At 69.5% G+C, this 24632-nt stretch carries 23 protein-coding genes and 1 pseudogene; 14 read left to right on the top strand and 10 right to left on the bottom strand.

Going from position 1 to position 24632, the window contains the following annotated elements:
* Positions 1 to 187 precede the first annotated feature (187 nt).
* The 3 genes from NF4_RS18370 to NF4_RS18360 all read right to left on the bottom strand — a co-directional run bounded on the left by NF4_RS18370 (position 188) and on the right by NF4_RS18360 (position 2662).
* Positions 188 to 703 (bottom strand): hypothetical protein, encoded by a 516-nt coding sequence (locus NF4_RS18370; protein WP_063128538.1) that lies wholly within the window; start codon positions 701 to 703, stop codon positions 188 to 190.
* Between the two features lie 272 nt (positions 704 to 975).
* Positions 976 to 1968 (bottom strand): hypothetical protein, encoded by a 993-nt coding sequence (locus NF4_RS18365; protein ID WP_063128537.1) that lies wholly within the window; start codon positions 1966 to 1968, stop codon positions 976 to 978.
* A 112-nt stretch (positions 1969 to 2080) separates the two neighbouring features.
* Entirely contained in the window at positions 2081 to 2662 is a 582-nt protein-coding gene (locus NF4_RS18360; RefSeq protein ID WP_063128536.1) for a TetR/AcrR family transcriptional regulator, read from the bottom strand.
* Between the two features lie 99 nt (positions 2663 to 2761).
* Here NF4_RS18360 and NF4_RS18355 point away from each other — a divergent pair, with 99 nt between their 5' ends.
* Positions 2762 to 3901: an acyl-CoA dehydrogenase family protein gene (locus NF4_RS18355; protein ID WP_063128535.1), complete on the top strand. Its 1140-nt coding sequence runs from the start codon at positions 2762 to 2764 to the stop codon at positions 3899 to 3901.
* Between the two features lie 39 nt (positions 3902 to 3940).
* Positions 3941 to 5140 carry an acetyl-CoA C-acetyltransferase gene (locus NF4_RS18350; RefSeq protein ID WP_063128534.1) on the top strand — a complete coding sequence of 400 codons (1200 nt, stop codon included), beginning with the start codon at positions 3941 to 3943 and terminating at the stop codon, positions 5138 to 5140.
* Between the two features lie 143 nt (positions 5141 to 5283).
* On the opposite strand, the gene NF4_RS18345 is transcribed toward NF4_RS18350, so the two are convergent.
* Both NF4_RS18345 and NF4_RS18340 read right to left on the bottom strand, forming a co-directional pair.
* Complete coding sequence (locus NF4_RS18345; protein ID WP_063128657.1) at positions 5284 to 6819, bottom strand: ATP-dependent DNA ligase; 1536 nt, start codon at positions 6817 to 6819, stop codon at positions 5284 to 5286.
* Between the two features lie 56 nt (positions 6820 to 6875).
* On the bottom strand, positions 6876 to 7394 hold the full coding sequence (locus tag NF4_RS18340) for a DUF1360 domain-containing protein (RefSeq protein WP_063128533.1): 519 nt from the start codon (positions 7392 to 7394) through the stop codon (positions 6876 to 6878).
* Here NF4_RS18340 and NF4_RS40265 point away from each other — a divergent pair.
* Both NF4_RS40265 and NF4_RS18335 read left to right on the top strand, forming a co-directional pair.
* Positions 7388 to 7822, top strand: coding sequence for a manganese catalase family protein (locus NF4_RS40265; protein ID WP_439956762.1), 435 nt, complete (start codon positions 7388 to 7390; stop codon positions 7820 to 7822). The two genes, NF4_RS18340 and NF4_RS40265, sit on opposite strands and share 7 nt — an antisense overlap.
* 116 nt (positions 7823 to 7938) lie before the next feature.
* On the top strand, positions 7939 to 9291 hold the full coding sequence (locus NF4_RS18335; protein WP_232330537.1) for a lipase family protein: 1353 nt from the start codon (positions 7939 to 7941) through the stop codon (positions 9289 to 9291).
* Positions 9292 to 9340: 49 nt separating this feature from the next.
* Here the strand turns inward: NF4_RS18335 and NF4_RS18330 are convergent, their stop codons facing one another.
* From NF4_RS18330 to NF4_RS38655, 3 genes are all read right to left on the bottom strand, one after another.
* On the bottom strand, positions 9341 to 10759 hold the full coding sequence (locus NF4_RS18330) for a lipase family protein (protein ID WP_063128531.1): 1419 nt from the start codon (positions 10757 to 10759) through the stop codon (positions 9341 to 9343).
* Positions 10760 to 11452: 693 nt separating this feature from the next.
* On the bottom strand, positions 11453 to 11821 hold the full coding sequence (locus NF4_RS18325) for a hypothetical protein (RefSeq protein ID WP_063128530.1): 369 nt from the start codon (positions 11819 to 11821) through the stop codon (positions 11453 to 11455).
* Positions 11822 to 11920: 99 nt separating this feature from the next.
* Complete coding sequence (locus NF4_RS38655) at positions 11921 to 12076, bottom strand: DUF6131 family protein (RefSeq protein ID WP_168165651.1); 156 nt, start codon at positions 12074 to 12076, stop codon at positions 11921 to 11923.
* A gap of 561 nt (positions 12077 to 12637) precedes the next feature.
* On the opposite strand from NF4_RS38655, the gene NF4_RS18320 reads away from it, so the two are divergent.
* A complete protein-coding gene (locus NF4_RS18320; RefSeq protein WP_063128529.1) occupies positions 12638 to 13675 on the top strand; it encodes a cupin domain-containing protein in 1038 nt (345 codons plus the stop codon).
* A gap of 258 nt (positions 13676 to 13933) precedes the next feature.
* Here NF4_RS18320 and NF4_RS18315 read toward each other — a convergent pair.
* A pseudogene (locus NF4_RS18315) lies at positions 13934 to 14559 on the bottom strand (MerR family transcriptional regulator).
* Positions 14560 to 15029: 470 nt separating this feature from the next.
* Between NF4_RS18315 and NF4_RS18310 the strand changes: the two are divergent.
* Genes NF4_RS18310 through NF4_RS18275 form a run of 8 tightly spaced genes read left to right on the top strand, consistent with a single transcriptional unit; the run spans position 15030 to position 23870 of the window.
* Positions 15030 to 16637, top strand: coding sequence for an ABC transporter substrate-binding protein (locus NF4_RS18310; RefSeq protein ID WP_063128528.1), 1608 nt, complete (start codon positions 15030 to 15032; stop codon positions 16635 to 16637).
* A gap of 5 nt (positions 16638 to 16642) precedes the next feature.
* Positions 16643 to 17602 carry an ABC transporter permease gene (locus NF4_RS18305; protein ID WP_063128656.1) on the top strand — a complete coding sequence of 320 codons (960 nt, stop codon included), beginning with the start codon at positions 16643 to 16645 and terminating at the stop codon, positions 17600 to 17602.
* Positions 17553 to 18452 (top strand): ABC transporter permease, encoded by a 900-nt coding sequence (locus NF4_RS18300; RefSeq protein WP_084533217.1) that lies wholly within the window; start codon positions 17553 to 17555, stop codon positions 18450 to 18452. Before NF4_RS18305 ends, NF4_RS18300 begins: the two co-directional genes overlap by 50 nt.
* On the top strand, positions 18449 to 18661 hold the full coding sequence (locus tag NF4_RS18295; RefSeq protein WP_063128526.1) for a hypothetical protein: 213 nt from the start codon (positions 18449 to 18451) through the stop codon (positions 18659 to 18661). The genes NF4_RS18300 and NF4_RS18295 overlap by 4 nt, the downstream gene beginning before the upstream one ends.
* Positions 18658 to 20286, top strand: coding sequence for a dipeptide ABC transporter ATP-binding protein (locus NF4_RS18290; protein ID WP_063128655.1), 1629 nt, complete (start codon positions 18658 to 18660; stop codon positions 20284 to 20286). Before NF4_RS18295 ends, NF4_RS18290 begins: the two co-directional genes overlap by 4 nt.
* Positions 20286 to 21374 carry an LLM class flavin-dependent oxidoreductase gene (locus tag NF4_RS18285; protein ID WP_063128525.1) on the top strand — a complete coding sequence of 363 codons (1089 nt, stop codon included), beginning with the start codon at positions 20286 to 20288 and terminating at the stop codon, positions 21372 to 21374. Before NF4_RS18290 ends, NF4_RS18285 begins: the two co-directional genes overlap by 1 nt.
* A 1-nt stretch (position 21375) precedes the next feature.
* Positions 21376 to 22740, top strand: coding sequence for an NtaA/DmoA family FMN-dependent monooxygenase (locus tag NF4_RS18280; protein ID WP_063128524.1), 1365 nt, complete (start codon positions 21376 to 21378; stop codon positions 22738 to 22740).
* Positions 22737 to 23870, top strand: coding sequence for an LLM class flavin-dependent oxidoreductase (locus tag NF4_RS18275; protein WP_063128523.1), 1134 nt, complete (start codon positions 22737 to 22739; stop codon positions 23868 to 23870). Before NF4_RS18280 ends, NF4_RS18275 begins: the two co-directional genes overlap by 4 nt.
* Before the next feature lie 15 nt (positions 23871 to 23885).
* Here NF4_RS18275 and NF4_RS18270 read toward each other — a convergent pair whose 3' ends face one another.
* Complete coding sequence (locus NF4_RS18270) at positions 23886 to 24131, bottom strand: SDR family oxidoreductase (RefSeq protein WP_063128522.1); 246 nt, start codon at positions 24129 to 24131, stop codon at positions 23886 to 23888.
* Positions 24132 to 24200: 69 nt separating this feature from the next.
* On the opposite strand from NF4_RS18270, the gene NF4_RS18265 reads away from it, so the two are divergent.
* Entirely contained in the window at positions 24201 to 24629 is a 429-nt protein-coding gene (locus NF4_RS18265; RefSeq protein ID WP_063128521.1) for a MarR family winged helix-turn-helix transcriptional regulator, read from the top strand.
* The last annotated feature ends 3 nt before the right edge of the window (positions 24630 to 24632 follow it).

The following is a 24632-nucleotide window of genomic DNA, read 5'->3' as shown; positions in this document are numbered from 1 at the left end:
ATCGCGACGGCCGGATGATGGGTCGGACCGGCGGCGGTCCTGAGCCGGGCGCGCCGGTTCTCGTCGCGCTGGCGAGGCCGGCGCCGGAGGGGCGGATGCTCGACGAAGCGCCGGCGGTCGGTGCGCGGCGAGTGCCGGCGCGGTCTCCGGAGCGCGTACGGGACAATGAACGCGCTCCGGAGCACCGCTAGCTACCGCGGGCGGGCCGGCCGGCCGCCACCCATTTCTGGTGTCGTTTCACCGTGCGGTCGAAGATCCAGGAAATCTCTTTTCCGGTACGCCGGTCGAAGGCCAGCTCGATCATATGCGTGGGCTCATGGAAAGCGGTCCACATCGGGGAGTCGATGACACACAGGGGCTCCGGCCGCTCGGGCGGGTTCGCCGGCCGGAGCACCCAGATCCCCTCCAATGCCCGTCGAAAGGTCTCGCCGACGAAGTAGATGAATCGCACGGCGACTTCGAGGTTTTCCTCGGAGACCATATCGTCGAAGTTCGGATGGCGGCGGAGCATCTCGTGTTCCGCTATTACCAGCCCTTCCCGGGTCCAGAGGTGGCCGGCGAGTTCGGGAGCGTCGACTTCGACGAACTCGTTCTCCATGGCTTCCTGCTGCATCTGTAGCCACGCCCGAAAGAGTTCGTCGTTCTGGATTTCCTGGTACTCCGGCGTATCCCGGACCGTCGTCGGTTCACCTGTCGAAGGCATCGATTCTCCATTTCCGCGTTGCTGCGAGCTTATTTCATGACCCGTACGGCGGCGAATTCGTGACACTCTCCGACCGGATGTGTTCCGGCATAATCCCGTCGGGTCGCGGGTGGTGGTCGCCATCCTGGTGCAACCGGTGCAGATCTATTCCGTCGCAGCACGGTCGGGTTCCACTCCATCATCGGCCGTACCGGTGAATCCGCCGGGACGCCTTTCTGCCGATGCCGTGGATCCGCCGGGCCCCGTCCGGGGTCATCGAGAATTCGAAGAGTTCAGTGGGCGGCTTCGGTCTCCGGTCGACTGTGCGCGGTCGCTCGCCGCGATATCTGCCCGCGGGGCAGGATTGCAGTCGCAACGAGTGCCGCCGCGCCGAGAGCGATCAGCGCATACGGCCACCGTGCACGATCGGAGGTCGTGACCGCTGGTTCCGCCGGCGTCGCGGTGGCGCGGGGCAGTGCGTCGGTGGCCGATCGCACGTTGTCGGAGATCCCCGCGACGACACCGGCGACCAATCCGACACCGTCGACCAGCTGTCCCGTCCCGCCCGTCAATGCGTGCCCACCGTCGTCGAGCAATACGAGTCCGTCGCGGAGCTGTCGCGACCCGTCGGCCGCCAGGGCCATCCCCGCCACGAACTGCGCGTTCGGGTCGGTGAGTTCGTAGGCGAGTCGGCGTGCGCCGTCGCGCAACTGTGCGAGCTGATCGAGAGTCGCCGGAACCGGCCCCTGGGTGTTCAGCGTCTCCACGAGCGTGCGGAGCTGTGCGGCGATGGTCCGGGACACCGGGTCCGGTGATCTGCCGAGGGCGTCGGCGACGGTGGTGAGCTGCGCTGTCACTCCGTCCTGGATGCCCCCGAATTCGGCGAGCCGGTCGACGACCTCGTCGACTCCTCCGCTGATCTGCGAGGCACCGTCGCCGAGCAGGCCCACGCCGCCGTTGAGCTGGTCGAGTCCGGTGGCGAGTTGCTCGCCGCCGTCTCGTGCCTGCCGCAGACCGTCGGAGAGTTGACGGGCCCCGTCGTCGAGTTGATGGCTGCCGTCGGCGAGTTGTCCGACGCCGGCCTCGAGCATCGCCAGCGGCAGCCCGGCCTGCTGCAGGTTGCTCCGCGCCGGGCCGACGCCGCCGTTCGGGTCGTCGGACTGTCCGGTCGAGCGGGCTGCGGTCGCCGTTGTCTCCGGGGTGCCGGAGTAGGCGAAGATGGAGCCGGCCGCGATCAGGATCAGGCCGACCGCCGCGATGGATATCGTGACAACACGTGAACGCACGATCGCCGACGTTAACGTTCGTCATTGTGAGTTCTCTGAGGTCGGCGGCCGGCCACCCGGCTCGGGTCCGGGCCGGCTCGGTCCGGTGCCGGAATCGGGTGCGGCGACGAAACTACCGGGCGCTGATGCCGTGGGTGAGGATAGCGGCCAGTTCGCGATAGGCGGCGGCGTCGTCGAGTCCGGTGCGGCCGCGGACGCCGCCCTGCTGGATGCGCACCATCATGGTGGCGGCCAGGTCGGCGGCGAACGCGGCGTGCACGCCGCGGAATTCCCCGGTGGCGACGCCGTCGTCGATGAGCTCCTGGACCCGGCGGGCGGCGATGCGGGTGTTGCGTTCGTAGACCTCGCGGGCGGGAGCGAAGGCGTCGAGGTCGGTCATGAACCGGTCCGAGGCGGCGGCGAGGGCTGCGCCGACCGCGGTGAGATAGGCGGCGATGCGCTCCAGGGCGCCGGTGGTCGCGGATACCTCGGCTTCGACGGCTTCGGTGGCGCGTTTGAAGAAATGCACGGTGGCGGCGGTAACCAGCTGTTCCTTGCTGCCGGCGAGGGTGTAGAGCGTGGATTTGGAGCATCGCAGGCGCGCCGCGATGGCGTCGAGCGTCAGGTGGGCGAATCCTTCGGCGAGGAACAGCTCGACCAGTTCGTCGAACAGTTCGGTGCGGCGGGGGGTCGCGAAGGTCGAGCGCTGTTCCATGGGGGGATAGTACTGCGGAGCTCCTTGCAGTACTGATCCCTGAACAGTACTGTAGCGGGGAGTAAGGTACTGCCCTGCGTATCACCGGAGGATCTTCCTGTGGCTGTCGATCGACTTCTGCCCACCGACGAGGCGCGGGATCTCATTCAGCTGACCCGCGATGTGGCCGATAAGGTGCTGGCCCCGATCGTCGACGAGCACGAGAAGGCCGAGACCTATCCCGACGGTGTGTTCGCCACGCTGGGGGAGGCGGGGTTGCTGAGCCTGCCGTACCCGGAGGAGTGGGGCGGGGGCGGTCAGCCGTACGAGGTGTACCTGCAGGTGCTCGAGGAGATCGCCGCGCGCTGGGCCGCGGTGGCGGTGGCGGTGAGTGTGCACAGTCTGGCCTGTTACCCGCTGATGGAGTTCGGTAGCGCGCAGCAGCAGCAGCGGTGGCTGCCGGACATGCTGGGCGGCGGCACGATCGGTGCCTACAGTCTGTCCGAGCCCCAGGCCGGTTCGGATGCCGCCGCGCTGACCTGCAAGGCCACCGCGGTCGAGGGCGGATACCGGGTCGACGGTGCCAAGGCGTGGATCACCCACGGTGGTATCGCCGATTTCTACAACCTGTTCGCGCGTACCGGCGAGGGGTCGAAGGGTATCTCGTGTTTCCTGGTGCCGAAGGACACCGAGGGGCTGAGTTTCGGTAGGCCGGAAGAGAAGATGGGACTGCACGCCGTGCCGACCACCTCCGCGCACTACGACGATGCCTTCGTGCCCGCCGAACGCCGGATCGGCGCGGAGGGGCAGGGCTTGCAGATCGCGTTCAGCGCCTTGGATTCCGGCCGGTTGGGCATTGCCGCGGTCGCGGTCGGGCTCGCCCAGGCCGCGCTGGACGAGGCGGTGGCCTACGCGCGGGAGCGGACGGCGTTCGGCCGCAGGATCATCGATCATCAGGGGCTGGGTTTCCTGTTGGCCGATATGGCCGCCGCGGTGGATTCGGCACGCGCGACCTACCTGGATGCCGCCCGCCGGCGCGACGCCGGACTGCCGTATTCGCGGCAGGCATCGGTGGCCAAACTGGTCGCCACCGATGCGGCGATGAAGGTCACCACCGATGCGGTGCAGGTGCTCGGTGGTTACGGCTATACCCGGGATTTCCGGGTCGAACGCTATATGCGGGAGGCGAAGATCACTCAGATCTTCGAGGGCACCAACCAGATCCAGCGCCTGGTCATCAGCCGCCACCTCGCCGGCTGACCGGCCCGCCGCTTCCGAAGAGTTCTCGAGAGGATCATCATGCCCACTTCCGTGATCGTCACCGGTGCCCGGACCCCGATCGGCCGTCTGCAGGGCGGGCTGGCCGGATTCACCGCCGCGGACCTCGGCGCCGTCGCCATCGGTGGAGCCCTGGACAAAGCGGGGGTCGCCCCGGACCACGTCCAGTACACGATCCTGGGTCAGGTGCTGACCGCCGGAGCCGGGCAGATGCCCGCCCGGCAGGCCGCGGCGAAAGCCGGAATCCCGATGTCGGTACCGGCCCTGACCATCAACAAGGTGTGCCTGTCCGGCGTCGAGGCGATCATCCTGGCCGATCAGTTCATCCGCTCCGGTGCCTTCGAGGTGATCGTGGCCGGTGGTATGGAATCGATGAGCCGGGCACCACACCTGCTGCCCGGTTCCCGCACCGGCTACAAATACGGTGAGGTCACTCTGCTCGACCATATGGCCTACGACGGCCTGCACGACGCCTTCACCGATCAACCCATGGGGCTGCTGACCGAAGCGGGCAACGACCGCGACACGATCGCCCGGGAAGACCAGGACGCGTTCGCCGCGCGCTCGCATCGGCTGGCCGCGAAGGCCTGGGACAACGGTGTTTTCGACGACGAGGTGATTCCGGTCGAGATCCCGGCCCGCAAGGGCTCGAGTACCTGGCTGACCCGGGACGAGGGGATCCGCCCGGACACCACCGGCGAGACACTGTCCCGGCTGCCCGGCGCGTTCCGGGCGGGCGGCACCATCACCGCGGGCAATGCCTCCAGTATCAACGACGGGGCGTGCGCGCTGGTGGTGACCAGCAAGGAGTACGCGCAGGCGCACGGCCTGTCCTGGATCGCCGAGATCGGTGCCCACGGTATGGTCGCCGGCCCGGATTCGGGCCTGCAGTTGCAGCCGTCGAATGCGATCACCGCAGCGTGTGCCGTGCAGGGTATTGCCCCGTCCGAGCTGGATCTGGTCGAGATCAACGAGGCGTTCGCAGCGGTCGGAATCGCCTCCACTCGCGCGTTGGGTATCGACGCCGAGCGGGTGAACGTCAACGGTGGCGCCATCGCGCTCGGCCACCCGATCGGTATGTCCGGCGCCCGGATCACCCTGCACCTGGCGCTGGAACTCGCGCGGCGCGGCGGCGGTCTCGGCGCCGCCGCCCTCTGCGGTGGCGGCGGCCAGGGTGATGCCCTGATCCTGCGCGTGCCGGCCGACGCGAACCGACCGTAGTTCCCGGGTCTGGTCGCGTGGTGGCGGCCGGGCGGCGGTACGTCCCGACGGGACGGCTACTGCCGGGGCGCTGAATTCGTGCGGCCAGGGCGGCCGAGACGACGCGACGTCCACCGGCAGTCGAAACAGCTGCCGCGGGCGGCTCAACCGCCCCGTTCGTAGAGCGCGCGGACAGTGTCGACTGTATCGGCCTCGGCCGGGGATTTGTCGTCGCGGTAGCGCACGACGCGGGCGAACCGCAGCGCCAGGCCGCCGGGATAGCGCGTCGAACCCTGCACTCCGTCGAATGCGATCTCGACGACCTGTTCGGGCCGCAGGCGCACGACGTAGCCTTCGGTCGAGCCGTCGGCGAGTTCGGTGAAGCGCCTGGTCTGCCACTCCAGCATGGCGTCGGTCATCCCTTTGAAGGTCTTACCCAGCATCACGAATCCGCCGGTGGCCGGATCACGAGCGCCCAGGTGGATATTGGACAGCGTGCCGGTGCGCCGGCCCGAACCCCATTCGACCGCGAGAACCACCAGGTCCAAGGTGTGCACGGGTTTGACCTTGAGCCACCCGGCGCCACGGCGGCCCGCTTCGTACGGTGCCGACGGTGACTTCGCCATCACTCCTTCGTGCCCGGCGGCCAGCGTGCGGTCCAGGAACTGTTGTGCCGCCTCGGGGTCGGCGGTCACCAGGCGGTCGACCCGCTGGGTGCCGGGAACGAGTGCGTCGAGGGCGGCGAGCCTGTCCTGGGTGGGTAGATCGAGAAGGTCTCTGCCGTCGAGATGCAGCAGGTCGAAGAAGAACACCGACAGCGGTTCGAGATCGCCCGGATGTTTGCGGCCGAACCGGGCGGCAGTGACCTGGAAGCGATCCGGCCGTCCATCGGGTCGCAACGCGATGGCCTCGGCGTCGGCGATCAGATCGGTGGCGGGAAGGGCGAGTGTGGCCGCGACGACCTCGGGAAGCCGGCCGGTGACCTCGTCGAGGCTGCGGGTATAGATCGAGACCGCCGATCCGGCCCGATGGATCTGCACCCGCGCGCCGTCCAGCTTGGCTTCGAGAACGGCTGTGCCGCCGAGTCGTTGGAGCGCGTCGGCAACCCCGGTCGCGGTCTGGGCGAGCATGGGCCCGACCGGCTGCCCCGCGCGTAACCGGAACCCCGCCAGCGCCGGCCGGCCCCCGGTGAGAGCCGCGGCCGCGACGGTGGGCAGCGCGCCGGTCAGCATCGCCGCGCGCCGGACCTCGGCGGCGGGTACCCGGGCGGCTCCGGCGATCGCGTCGGACATCACTCCGGCCAGCGCGCCCTGACGCAATTCACCGCTGAGCAGCCGGCGCAGGAATGTCTGCTCGATGCCGGAGGCCGTCTCGAACAGATTGCGTACCAGTTCGGCGCGCACGGTCCGGGCGCCCTTCCCGGCGACCGCGCCGATCCGGGTGAACCGCGCGTCGACATCGGCGACCGTGAGCGTCGGCGTCGCGGCAGGCGGGGGCAGCGACCGCAGCGCGGCCCAGCCCACACCGATCTGGCGTTGCGGCAATTCCCCGGAAAGCCAGGACGCGGTCACCGCGACCAGGTGTGCGTCGCCGTCTGCCGCGGCGCGACTCAGCAACGCGGCGAGACGATCGGTCTTGGCCCGCCGGGCCGACGCCGACGCGATATCGGCGGACGCGGCGGCGACCTCGGCTAGCAGCACGTCGAACAGCCTGGCATGCCCACCGGCCTCGGGCAATCAGCGCGACCGATACAGCGCTATGCCCGCCCGTGTTCACCGGTCGGGACGATCGCCGGATATTCACCTTCGGCTATCTGCTGGGCGGTCGCGTAGACGAGGTGCAGGAAGTCGGCGCCGGCCAGCGCCGCCGTCGCCTCGGCCACCGTTCGGGTCGCCCGTGGTGCGAAGACGTGGCCGATGGTCATGGCGGTGATGAGCCAGACATCGAAACAGAAGGGGCAGGTGAGCAGTTCTCCGATACTGTGGCCGACGCCGTCCTCGGCGCGCGGCTGCTCCATGACCTCTCCGGGGCCGCCGTCGCCGGTGGGCCGGGTGAACGGGGCGCGTACGGGAGCGGTGACGGTGCCCTTTGTCATCAGCCGCGACAACTTGTGCGCGGCCAGAGCTGTGACGACGAGGTCACGGGTACCCATGGAGTCGGGGAGCCGGCGGCCGGTGAGACCGCCCAGCAGCGTCACCGCGCCGACCGACCCGGCATAGGCCAGGATCGTGGCGATATACCCACTGAGGGGACGCGGATCGTTGCTCGATCGCATCGTCCATACCTCCTCTCACCGTCCTGTGCCATCGCCTACCCCGGCTGTGGACGGGTAAACACCGACCAACTGCCCACCGGGAGGCGTGCGCGTCGTGCCCGCGGCCCGAGGAAGCCGCCGCCGACCCGATGATCGGCGCGGTCTCGGGCGGGATGGACCCGCAGCAGGCGATCATCTCCGGCGGCGGGCCCACGCTGTCCGACAGCAACGGTGTGCCCTGGAACGGCCGCTACACCGGGACGCCACGAGCTGGTGAACGCGGCCCGCATCGGTGGCCCGATGTGCCATGGTGCGCTGCACCGGTACCAGCGGTGCCGCGTCCCGCCGGGGCGAACTTCTCGCGCTGTGCCGGGCGTCCGGCACCCGGCGTTCCGGGAGTCGACGGGGCCATGGCCGGCACGGGAGGGCGCGTGTGGCCGGAATGGTGAAATACACAGCGGGGCCGGCGATCCGCTGTGATTGTCACCCAATCCCTTCTATCTTTGGCGAATCCGGGGGCACCTGTCGATACTGATGGAAATTTGCTTATTCGAGGGTGAGGGTCGTGAAGCCGCTTCTGGCAATCCTGGGGACTGTGCTCGTCGGTTGTGCGTGGTTGGGTGGGCCCCCGACTCGTGCGTACGCGGATCCATCGGCCGCCCCGGCCGAGCCGGAGGTCAACGCTCCGTCACCGCTGCAGCAGTGGATCGACGGCACGATCCCGGCTCCGTCGCAATTCGCCGGTGACGAGCCCGGTGTGTCGCTGTGGCGTGGGGTGCTGCCGTCGGCGACCGGCGATCCGATCTTCGATACCTGGCCCGCCGACCTCACGAATTTCTCGCCCGGTCAGATCATCGAACGACGGGACGTCACCGCGACGACCGCCGCGCGAATGGCGACGCCCATTTCGCGGGCGACACTGCTGAAGTTCCGGTCCACCTCCGCCTCGGGCGGCCCCTCTTTCGGAACCGCGACATTGATCGTCCCCGCGGCTGCGTGGACCGGACCGGGGCCCCGGCCGGTGGAGGTGAACGCGATGCCGATCAATTCACTCGGATCGCATTGCACCCCCGGATTCCAGCTGTCGCACGACCTGCTGGATCGCCCGAACACCGACCTCCCGGTATTCCTGCCGTCCGTGTGGTTGGCGCTGAGCAAGGGACACGCGGTCCTCATGCCCGACCACGAGGGCCCGCTGATGGCGTACGCCGAACCCAATACCGCCGGGCACGTGATGCTCGACGCCATCCGCGCGGTCCGCACCTATGCGCCGGACGAATTCGCCGACAGTCGGTACGTGGCCATCGGCTATTCCGGTGGCGCGATCGCCTCCTACGCCGCGGCCATGCTGCTCGACGAGTACGCGCCGGAACTGCGCGATGTGCTGATCGGCGCGGCGGCGGGTGGCCTGGTCACCGACAATTCGAGCGTGGCCCATCAGTTCAACGGCAACATTTCCTCCGGGATCCTGTTGACGGTCGCGCTGGCGGTCGCGCGCGAACATCCGGAAATCCTGCGCTACATGAACAATCTCGGGCAGTGGGTGGCGACCTCGCCACTGCGTGATATCTGCGGCGACGCCTCCGGACCCCTCGGTGTGGTCGGCATTCCGATCGACGTCGCGGCGAATACCGCGAACGCGCTCGACAGTCCGTTCGCGGCGAAGATGTTCGAGCGGTTGGACCTGACAGGACGAACCTCCGCCGTGCCGCTGTTCGTCTACCACGGCTTGCACGACCCGTGGATTCCGCTCGACGACGCCGAGCACATGTATCGGCAACAGTGCGACCGCGGGGTCTCCGCCGTCTTCCGCGTCGTGGGCGGGGAACATCTGCTCGGTTACGTCAGCGGCTATCCCGAACTCAGCGGCTGGATCGACGCGCGCTTGCGCGGCGAACCCGCACCGAGCGAATGCTGAGGTGCACCGCGTACCGGTCGGGTTGTTCGGGATCTCCCGGCGCGCGCCGTCAGCATTCACTGTGCGCCGGGATACCGCGGAGCCGCTCGTCCAGCCAGATCATGGCGTCGGGATAGCCGAGTCCCGCCGCGATGATGTGTTCGCCGAGCACACTGCGGTAGACCGCGGTGACACCGAGTGAGCACTGCTCCTGGTAGAGGTTGCGGGCGCCCTCGGCCGGGATCCAGAACTCCTGCTCGCCGTTGTAGATGTAGAGCGGCGTCGCCGAGGCGCGGCCGGCCATGCGGGTCACCTCGTAGATGTCGCGGGCCAGCGTCGATCGCAGCGGGTCGGCGATATTCGCGGCGATATCGATCGGCAGCAGCAGCGCACCCGGCAGCGCGAAAACGCTTATGCACTGGTCTTTCATCGGCGAGGTCGTCACCCACTGGGCGAGGTGGTTCATCCGGGCCAGGATCTCGGGCCGCTCGCGGGCGATACCGAAGACGGCCGCCATGAACACGCCCGAGGCCAGATTGGCGTTCATACTGCGGGCCAGCATCTCGAAGTCGGCCGGTACCCCGCCGAGCGCCGCACCGACCAGTGCCGGTGCGAGTTCGGGCGCGTAACTCTCGATCAGTTTCGCCGCGCCGTGCGTGGCGATCGCGCCGCCGGAGTAGCCGGTCATCGCGAACCTGCTCGCGCCGAACTCCTCCGCCCGCCAGCCGCGCACCGCGCGCACCGCGTCCAGCACCGCGTGGCCCGCGACGTAGGGTTCGGCGTAGGCCATCAGCGGACCCTCGTGATCCGGAATGAGTACGGCGTAACCACGCAGCGCGGCCAGCTGGGTGGTGGGCGGCACGAAGTCGGTGAGCGCGCTCTCGAAGGAGAGGCCGTGCGCCAGTGTGTAACTCGGCGTGCACCGGCGGCCGAGAGCGTCGATCGGAAGGTTGTTGACCAGCACCGGCCGCGCCCCGGGCACCGGCGGGCCGGTCGCCGGAATCACCAGTGTGGCCGTGGCGAAGGAGGGGCGATCGTGCGCATCGGTGGTCCGGTATTTGAACAGCACCGCCTGCCGGATCGGCACGATGACCAGTGGCGCCGCCGAAGCGGTGATATCGCGGACCTCGATCACCGCGCCCGGGGCGAAGTCGGCGAGGTTCGCCGGCCACAGATCGAATATCGGGTCACCGACCGGCGCGGGCAGCACCGCCTGACGCAGTGCCGCGAGCGCCGGTGCCAGGTCGTTCGTCTCCTCCAGCGGCGCCGCCGGTCGGGGTGCGGGTGCGAGCGGCGGCGGCGGGATCACCTGGTCGATCCACTGCTGGATATCGGGCAGGATCGCGCCGCTCGCCTCCGCGGGCGATGGCGGGGCCGGGAGTCCGGCGAAGGGCGGAGCGGGCCGTGGGGGCGGCTGGGCGGCGGCCTGCCCGGTGAGCAGCGGCACGATGACGAGCAACGCGAGAGTGACGGCACGTAAACGTCTCATGGCACACGCCCCTGGGTGCTCTGTCGATACCTCTGGCACCCGGGGAGATGCGGGTTTGCGTGCTCCGAAAGGTCCCCTCTCATACCGGGGCCAGGGGACCAGGTTACGTGACCGGATGTCGATTACTGTGATACGTCACAATATTGAGACGACCTGCTGCTGATTCGAGACGAAGACGCCGCTGCCACTCCCATCGTGTCGAGCGAGACGGCCTTCGTGCCCGGTCATCGCGTGCGGTCCGGCCGCCCTCTCGGCCGGCCTCGCCGCCGGGGGAGCCACGATCATGATCGCCGGCCATAGTCGGAGCCGAATCATCCGCCGAATGAAGACATCCGGGACCCGGTTCCGTTGGCTCGGACGCGGAGCGCGGGGTCAGGACCCAGATCGCTGCGTGGGTCGCCGAGCAGGCCGGTCGGCCGGTGACCGGTCGTTGACTGCGGCGAGGAACTCCTCCGTCGTCGGGATGGCGTGCGCGTACTGCGGCGCATTGATCTCGATAGCTGTGCCCAGCGGCCGTCGCATCCTCGCTCCGACCGGCCTCGGTGCCCTCGGACGGGGTGCTTGTTCCCATGGATTTCCTCCGCCCTGCGCACCGAGTGCCGGGGAAGCCACGACAGCCCGACGGCCGGAGCGGCACGTTCCGATACCTGTTGCCCGCCGCCGGTTCTGCTCGGACCGGCGCACCGCGCGTTGCTAGGTGGTTCCGCGCTTCTTCTGGTCCGGATCGATCTCGTCGGCGCGCTCGAACTGCTGATCCAGCTCGTCGCGAGAGGCGGCCGCCTCACCTCGATGCGCGGCTGCCTGCTGCTGGAGGCCGGTCGCCCGGGCTTTCTGGGCATCGGCTTCGGCCGCGGCCGCGCGGGCCTTGGCGGCGGTCTCGTCGGCGAGCGCTTCGCGCTGTCCGACCCGGTGTGCGCGTTCGGCCGCCTCGCCGCGGATATTCTCCGCCTCGATCCGGCGGTGTTCTCTGCGTTTTTTCGCGGTCACCCAGATCAGTGCGGCAACGATCAGGACTACGACAACCGCGATCACAACAATCGCGACAATTGTGCTGGTTGCCATTTCTGTTCCTCACCTCGCGTGTGATTCGTCCATGGCATCGATCGACAGTGGTCATCGGCCGACGACGGGCACGGTCGCGCGGCACCGTTTCCGGCGGCGTCAGTAATAGTGGCGTCGCCCGCCGACCGCGCGGCCCATCGACCCCAGTGCCAGGAGCACCAGCCCGATGATGAGCAGGATGATTCCGATAATCCACAGGATCTGGATGTTGAACAGGAATCCGATGACCAACAGAATGATTCCGAGAATGATCACGACAGGACCTGAATTCGGTATCGGGAGTTACGGGACCAGAGGCCACTGTGTACCCCGGTGGTCCATATCGAGTGCGCCGGCGTGCGCACAGCCGCCCGGCGCCGCGGCCGCGAGGGGCCGGGAGCCGCGGCGAGTGTCCGCCGGAGGGGCGCGCGGGCCGGAGAAACGGCCGTCCGGGAGCGTGGTGCCGAGGGCTGGAGCCGACGGGCTGTCGGCCGGCCCGAGACGAGAAGGAAGCGGTCGGGTTCGCGATCCGTGCGTGCGCCGATGACACACGCGAGCGCCATGGCTTCGCCGGTCACGCCGTCCGCGCTGTTCATATCGCTCACCACACCCACCACCAGCTGCAACGAGCTCGACCTTTCAGATCTTCAGTACACGCCTGGCCCTCGGCAAAGTCAACGTCGTCGCACGCCGCCACCGAGGGTCTCGACCGAGACGCTGCGTCGAGGTAACGGCGGCGAATCGCCGGGGTGTGCGCGGCGCCGGCGTCCGGTGCGGGCCGGCGGTCCGCCGAGGGCGCATGATCGATAGGGGGCCATCGGCGCTCGAGGAGGATCTATGCGCAGTCCATCGGTCCACGTCGCCTCGCTGTGGCAGGGCGAGGAGATCTATCGCAGCGAACTCGGCACGCTGACCAGACTCACCGCCGACAATTTCCCGATCCTCTCGGGGCTCTCCATCAAACGCCTCACGCTGGCTCCCGGAGCCTTCCGCGAACCGCACTGGCATGCCAATGCCACCGAGCTCACCTACTGCACCGCAGGCCGGGCGTTGGTCTCGGTGCTGGACGACGGCAGCCGCTTCTCCTCGTTCCTGGTGACGGCAGGGGAGATGTTCCATATCGACTCCGGCGCCCTGCACCACGTCGAGAACATCGGCGACACCGACGCCGAATTCGTCCTGGCGTTCCGGCACGAACGCCCCGAGGATTTCGGTCTCAGCGCCGCCGTGGGTGCGATGACCGATGCCGTGCTCGGCAACACCTACGATCTGCCCGCGGCGGCCTTCGCCGATATCCGCCGCAGTACGACCGCACGCCTGGTGGCGCGCCGCGACGGCGAGCCGGATATTCCCCCCGGCGCCCACTTCGGCGACCCGCACCACTTCGCTGTCGAGGCGATGCCCGCTCCGGTCGATTCCCCGGTCGGGTCCGCGCGCACCGCCCGCCGGCAGTTCTGGCCCGCGCTGCACGATATCTCGATGTACTCGCTGCGGGTGCGTGAGGACGGTATGCGCGAACCACACTGGCATCCGGTGACCGCCGAAATGGGGTACGTCCACCAGGGTTCGGCGCGGATGACCATCATGGACCCCGACGGGAACCTGGACACCTACACGGTGAACGAGGGCGAAGTGTACTTCGTCCCGCGCGCCTACCCGCACCATATCGAGGTGGTCGACGCCCCCCGGGTGCACCTGCTGATCTTCTTCGATCAGCCGACACCGGCCGATATCGGCTACCGCGCCTCTATGAGCGCCTATTCGCGCAAGGTCCTGGCAGCCACCTTCGGTAAGGCTTTGGACGAACTGCCGGAGCTACCGTTCACCCCGGCCGACCCCTTGATCGTGACGCGGAACAATCCACTCGACCCCTAGCCTGGCGCGGTCGGGTTGTCCGCCGGGTCACATCCGCCGACCGGAATAGTCCGGTCGACCCACCGGTTGGAACACCTGTCGGCGTCCGGACAGCCCCGGGCCTCACCCCTTTGTCGCTACGAGCGACCACTCGCCGAGAGGCGCTTGTGGGACGTCGGCACCCGAGTCGCGGCGGCCCGACGGGCGTCCGGCTCTACGCCGCCAGGTGGTTCACCTGGCGGCGTTTTCCATCGATGACCGAGCCGAAGCCTTCGCGTGTCAGGTTCGGCCGAAGCGTTTCCGTGAGGCTTCCGCGTGTGCCACCCGGCGCAGCGCGGCCAGCAGACTGTCGCCGAGTACCGTGCCGACCACCGCGCCCTCCACCATGTTCTCGGCCGAGTCCAGCCCGGCGAGGGCCTCGATATCGGCGGCCGCCACCCGGTCGGCGTGTTCGGCGTAGGCGGAGAGGTTGTCGAGCGGCCATTCGTGGCCGACCGCCCGGTAGGTGCACAGCACCCCGGCCAGTGTCTCGATCAGCGGTGATCGCGGTGGCGGCTGCCAGCCGCGTTCCGCGACCACCTCGTCGATCCGGCGCGCGGCCCATTCGCGGTCGGCCGCGGAGACGGTTTCCGGGGGTGCGGCCGATAGGCCCGGCTGGGCGGTGCCGAGTACGTCGTGCAGCGAGCTTCCCGGTTCGTCGATCGCGGTGAGGACGTCGCGCACGGCGGCCACCGAGAGTCCGGCCACCTCGGTGAGCGCCCGGACGAGCGCGAGCCGTCGCACATGTGCCGGACCGTAGCGGGCCTGGTTGGGCTGGTCAGTTCGCCGGGCGGCAGGAGTCCTTCGCGCTGGTAGTACTTGATGGTCGCGATCGCGACGCCCGACTCCCGGCTCAGTTCCGCCATCCGCATCCGCTGCCGCCTCTTCTCTCGTGTCGTCCCGAGGGTCGATCATGTCAGCCGTCGTCCCGGCCCGGCGGTCCGGTCGAGGCTCAGGTGGCCGCCGGCCGGGCGCGCCACCAGGTGAGTAGGAAGGCCGCGGCGAAAGCCAGGTGGACGACCCCGAATACGGCATCACATCCCGTGCCTGGCCGCTGAGCACACCCCAGACGTCGTTGAGGGCGACCACGCCGAATCCGGTCAGATCGGCCAGGAGCACGGTGTCGCGGATCGTGGCGGGGGCGAGTGGGCAGCCATCGGCCGGCCATTTCCGAGGCGGCCGGTTCGAAAGGTTTGGATTCAGAGTGATCGAGACCGGCGACGCGCCGCCGCTCGCTCCTTAACGTCTTTTCCAGCATCCGGGAGACCGCCGCGGGGCGGCACCGGCCCGACGATGCCGCGGCCGGTTCCCGGCGCGGTGCGATCCGGAGAACTCGATGAAACGACCCGTTGCCCTGTTCGGGGTATTCGCCGCAACGTTCGCCCTCGCGGCGTGCGGAGGCGGGGTGACCCAGACCGGTGTCAGCGGTCCGCCGCAGCCCGGCGGAACCCTGCGGTACGGACTCTCCCAGGCGCCGACCTGCTCCGATCCGGCGCAGGGTGGTACCAATCAGACGATCTATGTCACCCGTCAGATTGCCGACTCGCTGACCGACCAGGACCCGGAGACCGGTGAGATCCGGCCGTGGCTGGCCGAGCGCTGGGAGGTGAGCCCGGACGCGCGGACCTTCACCTTCCATCTGCGCGACGGCGTGACCTTCAGCGACGGTACCCCGCTGACCGCGGAATCGGTCCGTGCCACGCTCGATTCGATCGTGCACGTACTGGGCGGCGCCAAAGCGCCATTGGCAGCCACCTACCTCGCCAATTACACCGGCACCGACGTGGTGGACCCGCGGACCGCGCGGGTGCGCTTCGGCACCCCGAATGTGCAGTTCCTACAGGCGACGTCGACCCCGCAGCTGGGCATTCTCGCCGCCGCCACCACCGCGAAAGAGGCCGAACAGCGCTGCCTCGGCGATACGATCGGCAGCGGCCCGTTCACCTACGCCGAGTACCGTCAGGGTGATTCGGTGACGCTCGCCAAACGCGCCGGCTACCACTGGGGCTCGGCGGTGTTCGCGCATCAGGGCGAGGCGTATCTGGACCGGATCGAATTCACGGTGGTCCCGGAATCCGGAGTACGTACCGGCAGCCTGGTGTCCGGTCAGCTGGACGCGACCAGCGATGCCCTACCCCAGGACGCCCCGCAGATCGAAGCCGCGGGCGGACAGGTGGCCACCGCCTCCAACCCCGGCATCACCTTCGGTCTGCAACCGAATGTGACGCGGGGCCCGCTGCGCGACCGCGCGGTACGCACCGCGCTGCTGGCCGCGGTCGACCGTCAGGAGCTCGTCGATACGGTGCTGGGCCCGCAGTTCCGGCCCGCGAGCAGCCCGCTGGCCCATACGACGCCCGGCTATATCGATCTGAGCGGGGAACTCGGCTTCGATCCCGAGGCGGCGAAGCGGGCCCTGGACGCGGCGGGCTGGCTCCCGGGCGGCGACGGTATCCGCGCCAAGAACGGTGAACGGTTGTCGTTCGGGGTGCTGTTCAGCGCGGCATTCGCCGGTAACCAGGCCATTCTGGAACTCCTCCAGCAGCAACTGCGGGTGGCGGGTGTGGAGCTGCGGCTGGAACCGGCCGCCAACGCCGACTACACCGTGCGGCAGAACACCAAGGATTTCGACACCATCTACTACAACGTGACCCGCGCCGACGGCGATATCCTGCGCACCAATTTCGGCCTGGATGCCCGGAACCTGAACGACCGCGGCGCGATCCCTCCGCTCGACGCCGCGCTGTCGGGCCAGCTGGCCGCCGTCGACAGCGGGCAGCGGGTCCAGCTGATCGAGCAGGCGCAGCGGCTGCTGCTCGACGAGGGTTTGTGGATCCCGACCATAGAGCTCTCCCAGGCCATCGGGGTCGCGAACACGGTGCAGGGCTTGACCTTCGAGGCCTCGGCGCGACTGCAGTTCTACGACACCTGGCTGAGCGGCCGATGACCACGCTGACCCGGTATGTGCTGCTGCGGGTGCTTCAGGCGGCCGGCGTACTGTGGGCGGCGTTCACCGTTTCCTTCGCGGTGCTGTACCTGCTCCCCGCCGATCCGGTGCAGCTCGCCGTGGACGCCAGTCCCGGTACCCCGGTCGACGCCGCCGCGGTCGCCGAACTGCAGGCCCGGTACGGGCTGGACAAACCGGTGTGGGAGCAGTACGCGACCGCGGTGGTCCACGCGGTGCGCGGTGATCTGGGGCATTCGCTGAGTACCGGGCAGACCGTCGTCGAGGCCATCGGGGAGGCGCTGCCCTCCACGCTGGCGCTGGCCGGTACGACGCTGGTGCTCGCCGTGGTGTTCGGCGCCGCCCTCGCACTGGCCGCGGCCTATACCGAACGCACGTGGTTGCGCGATCTGCTGACCGCGCTGCCGCCGGTCGGGGCGGCCATGCCCACCTTCTGGGTCGGATTGATCCTGCTGCATCTGTTCTCGTTCCAGCTGCGCTTGGTGCCGGCGTTCGGGGGGACCGGGTTCAGCGGGACGATCCTGCCGGCGATCACCCTTGCCGTGCCGGTGGGCGCGGTGATCGCGCAGGTGCTCTACAGCAATCTGATCGCCACCTGGAACCAGCCGTTCGTGGCGGTCGCCTTCGCGAAGGGCGCGTCCCGCGCGTGGGTGCAGCGGCGGCATGTACTGCGCGCGGCGGTCGGCCCGGCGCTGACCATCGCGGGAGTCTGGGTGGGCACGGTGCTCGCCGGGTCGGTGATCGTGGAAACAGTGTTCGCGCGCGCCGGTGTCGGCCGCCTGACCCAGACCGCGGTGCTGAACCAGGACATCCCTGTGGTGCAGGGCATCGTGGTGTTCAGCGCGGCGGTGTATGTGCTGGTGAATCTGCTGGTGGATCTGGTGTATCCGCTGGTGGATGCGCGGGTGGTGGACGGGGCCCGCGGGAAGGAGACGGTCCGTGTCTGAGGTTCGCGAACTCGTCGCACCACCGGGTGAGAAGGTTCGGACACCGCGCCGCGGGCGGACCGCGGCCGGTGTGGTGATCTCCGGGGCGGTGCTGGTCCTCGTACTCGGCTGGGCGACCGTGCCCGCCCTGTTCACCCGGGGCGACCCGCTGACCGGTGTACCGAGCGAGAAGTTCCGGGGCCCGAGCCCGCAGCACTGGTTCGGTACCGACAATCTCGGTCGCGACCTCTACACCCGGGTCGTGCACGCGGCCGCGCTGTCGCTGACGGCGACCGTGCTCGCCGTGGCGATCGGGCTGGTGGCCGGGTCGCTGCTCGGGGTGGTGTCGGGGGTGGTGGGTGGAACGCTGGACAGCATCGTCATGCGCTGTGTGGATGTGCTGCTGTCGATTCCGGAACTGCTGGTCTCGCTGGCCCTGGTGACGGTGCTCGGTTTCGGCACCGGCAATGTCGCGCTCGCCGTCGGTGTCGCGCTCATCGCGCGATTCGCCCGGGTGATGCGCGCCGAGGTGCTGCGGGTGCGGCAGGCGCCGTACGTGGAGGCCGCCCGCGCCTGCGGAGTGCGCTGGTACGGGGTGCTCTTCCGGCACGTCCTGCGCAATTCCTACGCGCCGGTCGCCGCGCTGGCCGCCGTCGAGTTCGGTCTCGCGGTGCTGGCGGTGTCGTCGCTGAGTTTCCTCGGCTACGGTGCCGCGCCGCCGACTCCGGAATGGGGATCGCTGATCTCGGAGGGACGCAACTATCTCGCCACCGCCTGGTGGCTGACCACGTTACCCGGTCTGGTCATCGTCGCGGTGGTGCTCGCCACCCAGCGCCTGGGCCGGGCCTTCGCCCAGGAGGGACTGCGGTGACACGTCACGAAGTCGCCCGTGCACGGATCGGTCACCACACCACCCGTACGTGGGCCGGCCGCGAAGCGGCATCCGTCGGACCGGAAGCCGGCGACCCGCTGGTGGACACGGCGCGCCGGATCCGCGGATTCCTCCGCGACGGCTGGCGCTTCCAGGCCCGCCTGGCCGAACAACTGCCGCGACTGTACCTGACCGGGTGGTCGTGGTGAGCGCGACGGGGGACCCACTGCTACAGGTCGAGGATCTGGTGGTCGAGTACCGCACCGCCGCGGCGTCGACCACCGCGGTCGACGGGATATCCCTGACGATCGGCACCGGGGAGACGGTCGCCGTGGTCGGGGAGTCCGGATCGGGGAAATCCAGTCTGGCCCACGCGGTGATCGGGTTGCCGAGCGCCGCCGGAGCGGTCACCGCCGGCAGCGTGACCTTCGCCGGAGAACGGCTCGACCGGCTGCCGGCTCCCGGATGGCGGCGGATCCGCGGCGCCCAGATCGGTTTCGTACCACAGGATCCCGCGGTGTCGTTGAACCCGGTGCTGCGCATCGGTGACCAGGTCGCCGAAACGCTGCGGATCCACGGCCGCGCGGACCGGCGCACCGCGGGCGCCGAGGCGATCCGGATCCTGACCGAGGCCGGAATCGATCGCCCGGCCCTGCGGGCCCGGCAGTTCCCGCAGGATCTGTCGGGCGGCCAGCGTCAGCGGGTACTGATCGGGATCGCCCTGGCGTGCGGTCCGCGCCTGGTCATCGCCGACGAACCGACCAGCGCGCTCGATGTCACCGTCCAGCGGCGCATCCTCGACCATCTGGCCGGCCGCACCGCCGAATCGGGCACCGCGGTCCTGCTGATCACCCACGACCTCGGTGTCGCCGCCGACCGCGCCGACCGGATCGTGGTGATGCGGCACGGCCGGATCGTGGAATCCGGCACCGCCGCCGAAGTGTTCACCGAGCCACGACACGAGTACACCCGCCGACTGCTGGCCGCCGCCTCGGGAACGGGCCGGACGCGCCGACCCGAACGTGCCCGCGCCGCCACACCCCTGTTGTCGGCCCGCGGTCTGCACAAATCCTTCCGGGTGGCGCGCGGCACCACGCTCGCGGCCGTCACCGATGTCTCGCTGAGCGTCGATCGCGGCGAAACCCTGGCGATCGTCGGCGAATCCGGCTCCGGTAAGTCCACGACGGCACGGATCATCGCCCGGCTGGAGCAGCCCGATCGCGGCACCGTGGAATTCGACGGCACCGATATCGGCGGGCTGCGCGGGGCCCGGCTGCGGGAGTGGCGGCGGCGCGTCCAGATCGTTTACCAGAACCCGTACGCCTCGCTGAACCCGAAGCTGACCGTCGGCGCCATCGTCGCCGAACCGTTGCGAGCCTTCGGGATCGGCGACCGGTCGACCCGCGGCGACCGGGTCGCCGAACTGCTCCAGCAAGTCGCGCTTCCGGTCTCCGCCGCGCAACGGCGCCCGGCCGAACTGTCGGGCGGGCAGCGTCAGCGGGTGGCCATCGCCCGCGCCCTGGCCCTGCGCCCGGATCTGGTGATCCTCGACGAACCGGTGTCGGCGCTGGATGTCTCGGTGCAGGAACAGATCCTGAGCCTGCTCGACGCTCTACAGACCGAACTGTCGCTGAGCTATCTGTTCGTCTCCCACGACCTCGCGGTGGTCCGCGGGATGAGCGACCGGGTGGCGGTCATGCGGGAGGGCCGCATCGTGGAGACGGGCCGGACCGCGGAGATCTTCGAAGCGCCGCGGCACGAGTTCACCCGGGAACTGCTGCTGGCGGTGCCGGGGGCCGCCCGCCGGCACCGGCCGAGAGAGAGGACCGCTTGATGACGCAGGTCTCGCCCCTGCTGCTCGCCGTCGAATTGTCCGGTACCGGCGTGCATCCCGCGTCCTGGCGCCGCGCGGACTCACGGGCCGAGGACCTCTTCACCGCCGGATACTGGGTCGACGCGGCCGCCGCCGTCGACCGGGCCGGTCTGGACTTGGTCTTCCTGCCGGATTCGTTCGCCCTGCAAGCCGGCGGCGCGCGGGGACGCCTCGAAGCGGTCGGTATCGCCGCGCGGGTGGCGACGGCCACCACCCGGCTCGGCGTGATCCCGCAGGCGCCGGTCACCCATACCGAACCGTTCCATCTGTCCAAGGCCGTCGCGAGCCTCGACTACGCGACCTCCGGCCGCGCGGGCTGGGAGGTGACGGTTTCACCGGGCGCCGAGCAGGCCCGTTTGTTCGGCCGCAAATCCGAGCAGCCCGAGGATTCGCTGTGGCACGAAGCCGGCGAGGCGATCGAGGTGGTCACCCGGTTGTGGGACAGCTGGGAGGACGACGCGGAGATCCGCGACAGTGGCACGGGGCGGTTCATCGATCGCGGCAAATTGCACTACATCGATTTCGCCGGGGACAACTTCTCGGTGAAAGGCCCGTCGATCACGCCGCGCCCGCCGCAAGGGCAGCCGCTGATCGCGGTGCGGGCCGCCGGTCCGCACGCCACCCGGACGGCGGTGCGCTACGCCGACCTCATCCGGATCACCGCCCCGGACCGGGCCACCGCCGCCGAGACCCGGTCGGTCCTGCGCTCCGCGGTGGCCGCGGCCGGCCGCGATCCCCGGCAGGTGCGGGTGCTGCTCGATCTCGAGGTCCATCTCGCGCCGACGGCGGCGCTGGCCGCGCAGGAGGTGGCCGAACTGGAGGAGTGGACCGCCACCGGCGGTCCGGACGGCCTTCGCCATGTGGGAACCACGGACACCTTGCGGGAGCTGGCCGAGCAGGTGCAGCGGGAATGCGCCGCGGACGGGATCGTGCTGCGGCCGCTGGCCCTCGCCCCGTTCCTGGACCGGCTCCCGGCCCCGCTCACCACCTTGCGCGGCAGGCTCGGCCTGCCGCGTCCGCACAACCGCTACGCGACCGAACGGGGCTGATATGCCGAAGACCCAGTCGGGTAAGCAGATCCATCTCGCCGCCCACTTCCCGGGCGTCAACAACACCACCGTCTGGACCGATCCGGAATCCGGTAGCCAGATCGACTTCGAATCGTTCACCCATCTGGCCCGGACGGCCGAACGCGGACTGTTCGATTTCTTCTTCCTCGCCGAAGGTCTGCGGCTGCGCGAGCACCGCGGCCGGATCCACGATCTGGACGTCGTCGGCCGCCCCGACACCTTCACGGTGCTCAACGCCCTCGCCGGGGTCACGGACCGGCTCGGCCTGGCGGGCACCATCAACACCACCTTCAACGAACCGTTCGAACTCGCGAAACAGTTCGCGACCCTCGATCACCTGTCCGGCGGGCGGGCCGCCTGGAACGCGGTCACCTCCTCCGACGCGTTCACCGGCGAGAACTTCCGCCGCGGCGGGTACCTCGAGCACGCCCAGCGGTACACGCGGGCCGCGGAGGTGGTTGCGGCGACTCGCACGCTGTGGGACAGCTGGCCCGCCGACGCGGTGGTCGTCGACCGGGAACGGGGCGTGTTCACGACACCGCTCCCCGAATTCCGGTATCGCGGCAGTCAGTTCGATATCGAGGGCACCTTCGTCCTCCCGCGCAGCCCGCAGGGATATCCGGTGCAGTTGCAGGCCGGGGATTCCGAGGAGGGCCGGGAATTCGGGGCCGCCACCGCGGACGCGATCTTCAGCCGGCACGGCGAACTCGCGGCCGGACAGCAGTTCTACACCGATATGAAAGGCCGGCTCGCCAAGTACGGCCGCCACCGCGACGACCTGCTGATCCTGCCCGCGGCCACCTTCGTCCTCGGCGACAACCGGGCCGACGCCGAGGAACGCGCGCAGCACATCCGGCGGCAGCAGGTCGGCCCGCAGACCGCCATCGCCTTCCTGGAACAGGTCTGGGGCCGTGACCTGTCCGCCTACGACCCGGACGGCCCACTACCCGATATCGAACCGCTCGACGATGTGACCATCACCCGGGGCCGGGTGCGCCACGCCCGGGATCCGCGGGCGGTGGCCGAGCAGTGGCGGGCCCGGGCCGAAGCGGAGAACCTGACGATCCGCGAACTGATCATCGAGGTCACCGCGCGTCAGCAGTTCGTCGGGTCACCGGCGGAGGTCGCCGCCGAAATCGACCGCTACGTCCAGGAGGACGCCGCCGACGGGTTCATCCTGGTGCCCCACCTCACCCCGGCCGGGCTGGACGAGTTCGTCGACAAGGTGGTCCCGGAACTTCAGGACCGCGGCACCTACCGCACCGAGTACACCGGCACGACCCTGCGCGAGCATCTGGGTCTGCGCCACCCCCATCGAGCCGACGAGAAAGTGCGCGCATCATGACGGTACCCCTGTCCGTTCTGGACCTGTCGCCGATCAGCACCGGATCCACCGCCCGGCAGGCGATCCGGAACACCATCGACCTCGCCCGGCACACCGAAGCGTGGGGTTACCGGCGGTTCTGGGTGGCCGAACACCATTTCGTCGCGGTCGCCTCCTCGGCGCCGACCGAACTGATCGCCCTCATCGCGGGCGCCACCGAGACCATCCGCGTCGGTTCGGCCGCGGTGCAGGCCGGGTACCGCACCTCGGCCTCGGTCGTCGAATCGTTCGGCACCATCGATGCCCTGTACCCCGGCCGGCTCGATCTGGGGCTGGGTCGTTCGGCACATCGGATCGAACAGCTCCGGTCCGCGGCCGCCCCGGCCGCTCCCGCCCGGCAACGTCCGACCGAGGTCCACGACGGGGTGATCGTCCCACCGCCGTTCGCGCCCAACGGGATCCGTGATACCACCCGGCTGGTGGCCTCGCTGGAAGCGCTGCGGCTACCGGGCGCCGAACCGCTCGACTACACCCGGCAGGTCGAGGAGATCCGCGCGCTGCTCGCCGGCACCTATTCGACCGCCGACGGCGTCGCCCTGCACGCCGTACCCGGGGAGGGCGCCGGGGTCGAACTGTGGTTGTTCGGCAGCAGCGGTGGCGAGAGCGCCCGGCTGGCCGGGTCGCTGGGGCTGCCGTTCGTGGCGAACTACCACGTCTCCCCGGGGACCGTCCTGGAAACCGTCGAGGCCTACCGGGCAGCGTTCCGTCCCTCGCCGCGCTATCCGGAACCGTATCTGGTGGTTTCGGCCGATGTCGTGGTCGCCACGCAGGAGTCGACCGCCCGCCATCTGGCCTCCACCTACGGCCACTGGGTGGCCAGTATCCGCAGTGGTGCGGGGGCCGCGGAATACCTCGACCCCGATACCGCGCCACCGCTGACCGACGATCAGCTGCGGCTGGTCGACGACCGGGTGAATACCCAATTCGTCGGAACCCCCGGCTCGGTCGCCGCACGCCTGACCGCGCTGCGCGATCTCACCGGCGCCGACGAACTGGTCGTCACCAGCGTCACCCACCGGCACGAGGACCGCCTCACCTCGCACCGCCTCCTGGCCGAGGAGTGGGGCCTGAGCCGCGTCCGCGCCGCGTAGCCGGGCCGGTCGAGCTCAGAAGGCCCCGCCCGAGGCGGGTAGGGACGCGCCGGCGATCCACCGGGCCTCTTCGGAAACGAGAAAGCCCACGATATCGGCGATATCGGCGGGTTCGCCGATTCGGCCCATCGGGATCGTCGCGGCGATCCGGTCGACCTGCCCGACCCCCGCGGCGGCCAGCGCGTCGGTGCGTACGGCACCGGGCAGCACACTGTTGACCGTGATCGCGCGGGGCGCGAGTTCCCGGGCGAGTACCCGCACCAAATAGATAGTCGATATACTCGACTAACTATCGTGCCTCGTCAACCGTCCATCATCTAAACTGCTCGCGTGGCAGTGAACGATCACGACCTGGTTGCCGCCCTCGGCGGGCTCTACCGTGAGGTGAACGCGTTCTACGGGGCGATAGCCCGCGAATTCGGCCTCACCGCCCAGCAGATCGCGCTGCTCTGCCTGGTGCAGGCCCAGCATCCGACCTTCGGCGAACTCGCCGCGGCGCTCGGCTGTGACAAGACCAATATCACCGGCATGGTGGACCGGCTGGAACGCCGTGGTTATGTTGCGCGGCAACCCGATCCGGCAGATCGCCGGATCAGCCGCGTGGCGCCGACCGCCGCGGGAGTGGCGATCGGCGCGGATATCCAGGCGGCCATCGCCGGAAAACTCGCCGCCACCCTGCCGCACGTCGCGCGGATCGAACTGGCCACCGCCGCGTCCGATCTGGTCACCGCCCTGTCCGACCGCGGGGGAGCGCGCTAGCCT

The sequence above is a fragment of the Nocardia fusca NBRC 14340 genome, from assembly GCF_001618425.1.
GTDB lineage: Bacteria > Actinomycetota > Actinomycetes > Mycobacteriales > Mycobacteriaceae > Nocardia > Nocardia fusca.
This window is presented reverse-complemented; position numbering and strand designations above follow the sequence as displayed.

What these genes read in the sequence shown, in the direction of transcription:
- NF4_RS18370 (WP_063128538.1), bottom strand. Translation starts at nt 703, where the DNA reads ATGCCTTCGACAGGTGAACCGACGACGGTCCGGGATACGCCGGAGTAC.
- NF4_RS18360 (WP_063128536.1), bottom strand. Translation starts at nt 2,662, where the DNA reads ATGGAACAGCGCTCGACCTTCGCGACCCCCCGCCGCACCGAACTGTTC.
- NF4_RS18350 (WP_063128534.1), top strand. Translation starts at nt 3,941, where the DNA reads ATGCCCACTTCCGTGATCGTCACCGGTGCCCGGACCCCGATCGGCCGT.
- NF4_RS18340 (WP_063128533.1), bottom strand. Translation starts at nt 7,394, where the DNA reads ATGCGATCGAGCAACGATCCGCGTCCCCTCAGTGGGTATATCGCCACG.
- NF4_RS18330 (WP_063128531.1), bottom strand. Translation starts at nt 10,759, where the DNA reads ATGAGACGTTTACGTGCCGTCACTCTCGCGTTGCTCGTCATCGTGCCG.
- NF4_RS18325 (WP_063128530.1), bottom strand. Translation starts at nt 11,821, where the DNA reads ATGGCAACCAGCACAATTGTCGCGATTGTTGTGATCGCGGTTGTCGTA.
- NF4_RS18320 (WP_063128529.1), top strand. Translation starts at nt 12,638, where the DNA reads ATGCGCAGTCCATCGGTCCACGTCGCCTCGCTGTGGCAGGGCGAGGAG.
- NF4_RS18310 (WP_063128528.1), top strand. Translation starts at nt 15,030, where the DNA reads ATGAAACGACCCGTTGCCCTGTTCGGGGTATTCGCCGCAACGTTCGCC.
- NF4_RS18300 (WP_084533217.1), top strand. Translation starts at nt 17,553, where the DNA reads ATGCGCGGGTGGTGGACGGGGCCCGCGGGAAGGAGACGGTCCGTGTCT.
- NF4_RS18285 (WP_063128525.1), top strand. Translation starts at nt 20,286, where the DNA reads ATGACGCAGGTCTCGCCCCTGCTGCTCGCCGTCGAATTGTCCGGTACC.
- NF4_RS18280 (WP_063128524.1), top strand. Translation starts at nt 21,376, where the DNA reads ATGCCGAAGACCCAGTCGGGTAAGCAGATCCATCTCGCCGCCCACTTC.
- NF4_RS18275 (WP_063128523.1), top strand. Translation starts at nt 22,737, where the DNA reads ATGACGGTACCCCTGTCCGTTCTGGACCTGTCGCCGATCAGCACCGGA.